The sequence below is a fragment of the Bacteroidales bacterium genome (genome assembly GCA_029210725.1).
Lineage (GTDB): Bacteria > Bacteroidota > Bacteroidia > Bacteroidales.
This window is the reverse complement of record JARGFM010000007.1, coordinates 136,600-143,634: the sequence shown is the minus strand read 5'-3', so window position 1 is coordinate 143,634 and position 7,035 is coordinate 136,600. Positions and strand designations below refer to the sequence as shown.

Here is a 7,035-nt window from a genome sequence, read left to right as displayed (position 1 = left end):
ACAACCTGATTTTGTTGATATCCACTGAATCTGAGAAATCCACAGATGCATCACAGTTAAATCTGTGTAAAACCGCGAAAAATTGTTTATAACCACCTATTTTTGAGAATAGACTGATTAGTTACTCAGTAAGAATTTACGTCCAGTGGGCTTGATTTTGATGAATCCATAAATATTATATATAAACATACACATTCAGTAGGTGAATGAGCCGCATTCTTTAATACGGTATATATGCAAGATAGGCTTATTTTAAGTCCCTGATTTTCTTATAAATCACACCCAGAGCCGTGTTGGTCAAATATGGCTTTAAGGAACTAAAAATAGGCCCTGAATTTCATAAATTCGATAAGTAATTCTTGTTGGTGAAGTTTAGAGATGTTGAAGAATCTAATTAGTGAACCTGGATTTTAATGAAAAACCTGTATACTGATATTTTTAATTTCGTAAGCGGCAAATCAAGAGCCTTTTTCAGGAAACATTCACTGCCACGGTGGATGGTATTTGCTTTCGACGGAAGTGCAGTCTTTCTTACCTTCCTCTTCTCCTATGTTTTAAGGCATAATTTTGAATTGAGTGATTTTACAATGAGTATTGCTTTGAGGCAATCACTTCTTGTAATTGCTGTCTATAATGGATTTGAATTCTTGTTTAAATCCTTTGCAGGGCTTATCCGTCATACCACCATTCGGGATATTTTTAATGTTCTATTATCGACTACTTCGGCTTTGGTCGTATTTATGGTTGTAGCTTTTATTGGAGATAACAAAGATTGGGAAATAGTCTTTATAATTCCCAAGTCGATACTGTTGATTCATTATGTAACTCTAAATGCTTTTCTGTTTATCTCCAGAATATCGATTAAGATGTTTTATGAGATGGTTGCTGTAAGGCCTGTAAATAAAAGAAATGTGGTGATTTATGGGGCAGGAGCTATGGGCGTTATTGTGAATAGGGTAATTGGCAGTGACACGGAAAATGATTTTAATATTATAGCTTTTCTGGATGAGGATAAGAAATTGCAGCGTAAAAATTTGGAGGGAATTCCGGTATTCAGTCCGGAGAAACTGACCACCAGCTTCCTGGAGAAGAACAAGGTGAAAACCATGATCTTTGCCATCAATGATATTGAATCAAACAGAAAAAGGGATATCTATCGCGAGGCGGTGGACCAGGGACTGGAGGTTTTGCAGATTCCGGTGGTCTCGGACTGGCTTAACGGCTCTTTCGAGGTGAAACAGCTGAAAAAGATCAAAGTACAGGACCTGCTCAGCAGGGATCCGATCCAACTGAATATGAAGAGAATCGCAGATGGATTGCGTGACAAAACCATATTGGTGACCGGTGCGGCCGGATCCATTGGTTCTGAATTAGTCAGGCAACTGACCCGTTTTAATGTGGGCAGGCTGATTCTTGTCGATAATGCCGAAACGCCCATGTTTCATCTGGAAGGAGAGCTCCTTGAGCATTTCGCCCATGCTCCGGTACGCACCATCCTGGCCGATGTAACCGATCCTTCCAGGATGGACCAGATATTCAGAGAGAACAGGCCCGAGTTTGTATTTCATGCCGCTGCCTATAAGCATGTTCCCCTGATGGAGCAGAATCCTTATGAAGCAGTCAGGGTCAATGTGGGGGGCACCACCATTATGACCAACCTGGCCGTGAAGTACGGGGTTGAGAAATTTGTTATGGTCTCTACCGATAAGGCCGTAAATCCCACCAATGTGATGGGGGCCTCCAAACGTACCTGTGAGCAGATCCTGCGATCCAGGTCGAATATAGAAGGCAACAAGACCCAGTTTGTAATTACCCGCTTTGGAAATGTCCTGGGGTCCAATGGTTCGGTTATACCGATTTTCAGGAAGCAGATCGAGGAGGGCGGACCGGTCACCGTAACCCATCCCGAGATTACCCGCTATTTCATGACCATTCCCGAAGCCTGTCAACTTGTTCTGGAGGCGGGTTTCATGGGATCGGGCGGTGAAATCTTTGTCTTTGATATGGGAGAACCGGTGAAGATTGCGGATCTGGCCCGCCAGATGATCAAACTCTCCGGTTTCGAACCCGATAAGGATATTAAGATCGAATACACCGGGCTGCGTCCAGGAGAGAAACTCTATGAAGAGCTTCTGACGAACCAGGAGAAGACACTCCCCACTTATAACAAGAAGGTGAGGATTGCTGAAGTGGCCGAGTTTGACCATGAGGCAACCCTGGCCAAGATCGTATCTTTGCTCCAGTCGTGTGAAAGGCTGACGGATAAAGAGTTGGTTTATAAGTTGAAATCCATAGTACCCGAGTACCAATCCAGCAACAGCAAGTATCTGGCTTCTGAGGACGACAAAAATCTGGATCCGGATTTGCTGGATTCCGTGAAGATGGAAGTCTATCCTGACTGATCGCCAGGTAGCTCCGCTTTATGATGAATTTCTGACCAGGCCTGCAGCCGGAATCCATGTATATCTGTTAGGCGACCACCTCCCGGCTCAGGAACAGCCTGCACAACCTTCGCTCTCTTTCAGCCGCTTGTTATGACAGCGGATCTCATCGTGTTTGACACAGGAAATGCCTTTCCGGTGCATGGCACGGTTGTGGCCTACCCTGTATTCAGGGAACTTTCCCTTCTTTTTGATCAGTATATTCAGCATCATTCCTGTCATGGAGAGGCTGAGGAGAAGGACGGTTATAATCAGGATCTTTAAAAACATCTGAACAATAAAGAAATTAACTTGTCTGAATGAGTAATAATATCCCTACAAAGATAATAAACTACCCGATATGTCTGATATTTCTGTTGGATTGAGCAGGGAGGAGCTTCTGGCCGATTTCAGGCTGGCCCGCCTGAGCAGGGAGATTGCCCTATTGGCACGCCGGGAAGTGCTCTCCGGGAAGGCCAAATTCGGGATCTTCGGCGATGGAAAGGAACTGGCACAGATAGCCCTGGCCCGCAATTTCAGGGAGGGGGACTGGCGTTCGGGTTACTACCGGGATCATACCTTTATGATGGCTACGGGCATCACCAATGCCGAGCAGTTCTTTTACCAGGTATATGGTCATACCGATGAAACTGCCAACCCGGGCAGTGCAGGCAGGAATTTTAATAATCATTTTGCCAGCCGCAGCATTAATGAAGACGGAAGCTGGAACAGGCTTTCCGAGATGAAGAACAGCTGCGCGGATCTCTCTCCTACGGCGGGACAGATGCCCCGTCTGGTTGGATTGGCTTATGCCTCCAAACTCTTCAGGATGAACCCCGAACTGGCCGGAATGACCCGGTTTTCAAAGGGCGGAAACGAAGTGGCCTTCGGAACCATTGGCGATGCTGCCACCGCAGAAGGCCATTTTTTTGAGGCCATGAATGCGGCAGCCGTGCTTCAGATACCGGTGGCGATGGCCGTGTGGGACGATGGATACGGAATCTCAGTGACCCGCGACAAGCAGATAGTGAAGTCGAGTGTTTCCCGTGCTCTGGAGGGATTCCGGAAGGAGGAGGGAAGCAATGGTATTCTCATCTACAGGGTCAGGGGCTGGGACTACCCGGAGATGATCCGTCTTTTTGCAGAAGGGGTGGCCCGTTGCCGGGAAGAACAAATCCCGGTCCTTTTTCATGTGGATGAAATGGTACAGCCCATGGGCCACTCCACCTCGGGGAGCCATGAACGTTACAAGTCGGGCGAACGGCTGGAGTGGGAAGCGGCCCACGATCCCTTGCTGAAGATGGAACAGTGGATGCTGGAGAGCGGACTGGCCCCGGCGGAAGAGTTGAAGCAAATCAAGGAAGAGGCGGTGAAGGAGGCCCGGGAGGCCCGGGATACGGCCTGGAAGAACTATATGGAACCCATCGCCGGGGAGCGCGAAGAGTTGCTGGATATCATCGGTAACAGGACTTGCGACTGTTCCCGGGAGGGGGTGGATAAACTGGGGATCCTGAGCCGCGACCTGAAGCGGATCGTGTACCCCGTCCGGCGCGATATACAGGGCACGGCCAAGCGGATTATGCGTCACCTCTGCACCGATTGCCCGGTACGCCAGGAGCTGCAGGACTCCATCTCCACCTGGCTGGAATCATACCAGGAGGAGAACAGGAAGCGCTACAGCTCTCATCTCTATTCGGAGACCGACCGCTCACCTCTGAAGGTAAAGCCGGTAAAGCCTGAATATGACAAGGATCCGGAGCGGATCACCGGCAGAGAGATTCTGAGAGATAATTTCGATGCACTGCTGGCTTCAGATCCCCGTATCGTCATTTTTGGAGAGGATGCCGGAAAAATCGGGGATGTCAATAAGAGCCTGGAAGGGCTGCAGCTGAAATACGGGGAGTGGCGCGTGACCGACACCGGTCTCCGGGAGACCACCATTGTGGGACAGGGGGTGGGCTTGGCGCTCCGGGGCCTGCGTCCCATTGCCGAGATCCAGTATTTTGATTATATCCTCTTTGCTTTGGAGACCATAAGCGACGACCTGGCCACGCTGCACTGGCGGACCAAAGGGGCCCAGATTGCCCCCCTGATTATCCGTACCCGCGGACACCGGCTGGAGGGGATCTGGCATTCGGGCTCCCCGCTGAGCATGGTCATCAACTCCATCCGGGGGGTGTATGTCTGTGTGCCCAGGAATATGACCCAGGCCGCAGGCATGTATAATACCCTGCTGCAGGGAGATGATCCGGCCCTGGTCATCGAGCCCCTGAAAGTTTACGGACTAAGGGAGGACCGCCCCCGTAACATGGGGGCATTTCGTGTACCCCTGGGAGTCCCCGAACGCATCCGGGAAGGGAGTGATATCACGGTAGTCAGCTATGGAGCATGTGTTAGGATTGCAGAGAAGGCGGCAGAACAGCTGGCGGAATTCGATATACATATGGAGCTGATCGATGTACAGACCCTGCTTCCCTTTGACCTGGATCACCGGATCGTTGAGTCGGTGAAGAAGACCGGGCGCATCCTGTTCTTTGATGAAGATGTTCCGGGCGGAGCTACAGCCTATATGCTGCAGAAGGTTCTGGAGGAGCAGAAAGCCTATTATCACCTGGATGCCCTGCCGGCCACGGTCACTGCCCGGGAACACCGGCCGGCCTACAGTTCCGATGGGGACTATTTTTCCAATCCAAATGCAGAGGATCTCTTTGAAGCGGTTTACGGGATCATGCATGAGTCGAATCCTGAAAAATTCAGGGCCATCTACTGACCAGGGGGGTAATTCTTTTTCCGGATGGCTCCCTGGCTAGGATGAAAGTCGGAATTTTAAAATTCAGGAGGGTGAAACCCGGAGTTTACGCTGGTAAGCCTAAAAGCTTCATTCGTCATATACCACACAGAATATTAGGCAGATAAGCAAAATTCTTTGTAAATTTCTGCTGGTTTTAAGCGTAAAACCAAGTATAATCCGGAAGGGACTGTGCCAGACCAGGGCAGTCCCTTCTTTTTTTCTCAGACGTCTTTTCGTTCTTCTTCGGTGATGCTTTTCTGTTCTCCCGGCTCATCCTCCCCGATATGCCTGATCTTGTAATTCAGATAGGCAAAGAGGATGCTGAAGAGCGGGCTCAGGATATTAAAAAAAGCGTAAGGGACATACTCCATGGTGGGAACACCCAGCACCCTTGATTGCGTGGCGCCACAAGTGTTCCAGGGTACCAGGACCGAAGTGATGGTACCCCCGTCCTCGAGGGTCCGGCTGAGCACCTCCGGCTTCAGGCCCCTCTTCCTGTAAGATTCTGCAAACATGCGTCCGGGCACCACAATGGCAATATACTGGTCCGATGCGGTGATATTAAAGAAGATGCTGGTGGCAATGGTGGTGGTGACCAGCGAACCGGTGGAGTGGGCCCAGCGAATGACCGTGTTCGTGATTTTTACCAGCAGTCCGGCCGATTCCATGGTCCCTCCGAACACCATCGCAGAGAGAATAAGCCAGATGGTGTTGAGCATTCCCCGCATCCCGGTGCTGCTCAGCAGTTCATTGACCATCTCATTGGGAGTGGTGATGGCAATATCCCCAAAAACTGCCTGCATCACCGAGAGATAGGACGATTTAAACAGGGAAGTGGTGGTTCCGTCGAGTCCCAGTGCCACTTCGCGTACCAGGTGAGGCTGGAAGATAATGGCAAAGGCCCCCCCGATCAGTGAGCCGGCAAGCAGGGCGGGCAGGGGAGGAATCTTTTTAACAATGATGAAGATCAGAAATGCCGGCACAAGCATCAGCCAGGGGCTGACGTGAAACTTGGAGCCAATCGCCTCCAGCACCTGCTCTATGTCGCCCGGGGTGGCATCAAATTTATAGGTGAACCCGATCACCAGGAAGATGATCAGAGTCAGACTCATGGCCGGCACGGTGGTAATGGTCATATACCGGATATGGGTGAACAAATCGGTTCCGGCCATGGCAGGAGCCAGGTTGGTGGTATCGGACAGGGGGGACATTTTATCCCCGAAATAGGCTCCCGAGATCACTGCTCCGGCTATAATTCCCTGGCTGATGCCCAGTGCCTGGCCCACTCCGATCAGGGCGATCCCGATGGTAGCTACGGTCGACCAGGAGGAGCCGGTGGCCAGCGATACCATCCCTGCAATAATCACGGTGGCAAAGAGAAAAATCTTCGGATGAAACACCTGCAGCCCGTAATAGATCAGTGTGGGAATCACGCCACTCAGGAGCCAGGTTCCTGCAAGTGCGCCGATCATCAGCAGGATCAGGATGGAAGGCATGGCCGAGCTGATGCTGCGGACCATACTCTCCCGGATATGGGCCCATTTTACTCCCAGGCTGATGGCTACAATTCCCGCCACCGCCGAAGCCAGGATCAGTGCAAACTGGTTGGCCCCGTCCAGGGTATGGTCTCCGAAATAGTTCACATTCAGGACCAGCAGGCCAATCAATACAAGGATGGGGATCAGGGCTTGAAGCAGACTGGGTTTCCTGGGTTCAGTAGGATTCATGGGCAATCTGGCATAAGGGGCCAAGATACTATTTTTCTGGCATCTTCGTTTTATTTCACATAAAAATGGTGTAACTTGTTCTTCTGGCACGGATCGT

At 50.4% G+C, this 7,035-nt stretch carries 4 protein-coding genes; 3 read left to right on the top strand and 1 reads right to left on the bottom strand.

What is annotated here, in order from left to right; genetic code table 11:
- The first annotated feature begins 413 nt into the window (after positions 1 to 413).
- From P1P86_05895 to P1P86_05885, 3 genes are all read left to right on the top strand, one after another.
- The gene (locus P1P86_05895) at positions 414 to 2,402 is read left to right on the top strand and encodes a nucleoside-diphosphate sugar epimerase/dehydratase (protein ID MDF1574707.1); all 1,989 of its coding nucleotides are present in this window, start codon (positions 414 to 416) and stop codon (positions 2,400 to 2,402) included.
- Positions 2,403 to 2,534: 132 nt separating this feature from the next.
- A complete protein-coding gene (locus tag P1P86_05890; protein MDF1574706.1) occupies positions 2,535 to 2,705 on the top strand; it encodes a hypothetical protein in 171 nt (56 codons plus the stop codon).
- Between the two features lie 76 nt (positions 2,706 to 2,781).
- Positions 2,782 to 5,190: a thiamine pyrophosphate-dependent enzyme gene (locus P1P86_05885; GenBank protein ID MDF1574705.1), complete on the top strand. Its 2,409-nt coding sequence runs from the start codon at positions 2,782 to 2,784 to the stop codon at positions 5,188 to 5,190.
- Between the two features lie 242 nt (positions 5,191 to 5,432).
- On the opposite strand, the gene nhaC is transcribed toward P1P86_05885, so the two are convergent.
- Entirely contained in the window at positions 5,433 to 6,938 is a 1,506-nt protein-coding gene (gene nhaC / locus P1P86_05880; protein MDF1574704.1) for a Na+/H+ antiporter NhaC, read from the bottom strand.
- Between the last annotated feature and the right edge of the window lie 97 nt (positions 6,939 to 7,035).

Bases quoted from the DNA above. Each gene is read 5' to 3' on its own strand.
- P1P86_05895 (MDF1574707.1), top strand. From the start codon at position 414: ATGAAAAACCTGTATACTGATATTTTTAATTTCGTAAGCGGCAAATCA.
- P1P86_05890 (MDF1574706.1), top strand. From the start codon at position 2,535: ATGACAGCGGATCTCATCGTGTTTGACACAGGAAATGCCTTTCCGGTG.
- P1P86_05885 (MDF1574705.1), top strand. From the start codon at position 2,782: ATGTCTGATATTTCTGTTGGATTGAGCAGGGAGGAGCTTCTGGCCGAT.
- nhaC (MDF1574704.1), bottom strand. From the start codon at position 6,938: ATGAATCCTACTGAACCCAGGAAACCCAGTCTGCTTCAAGCCCTGATC.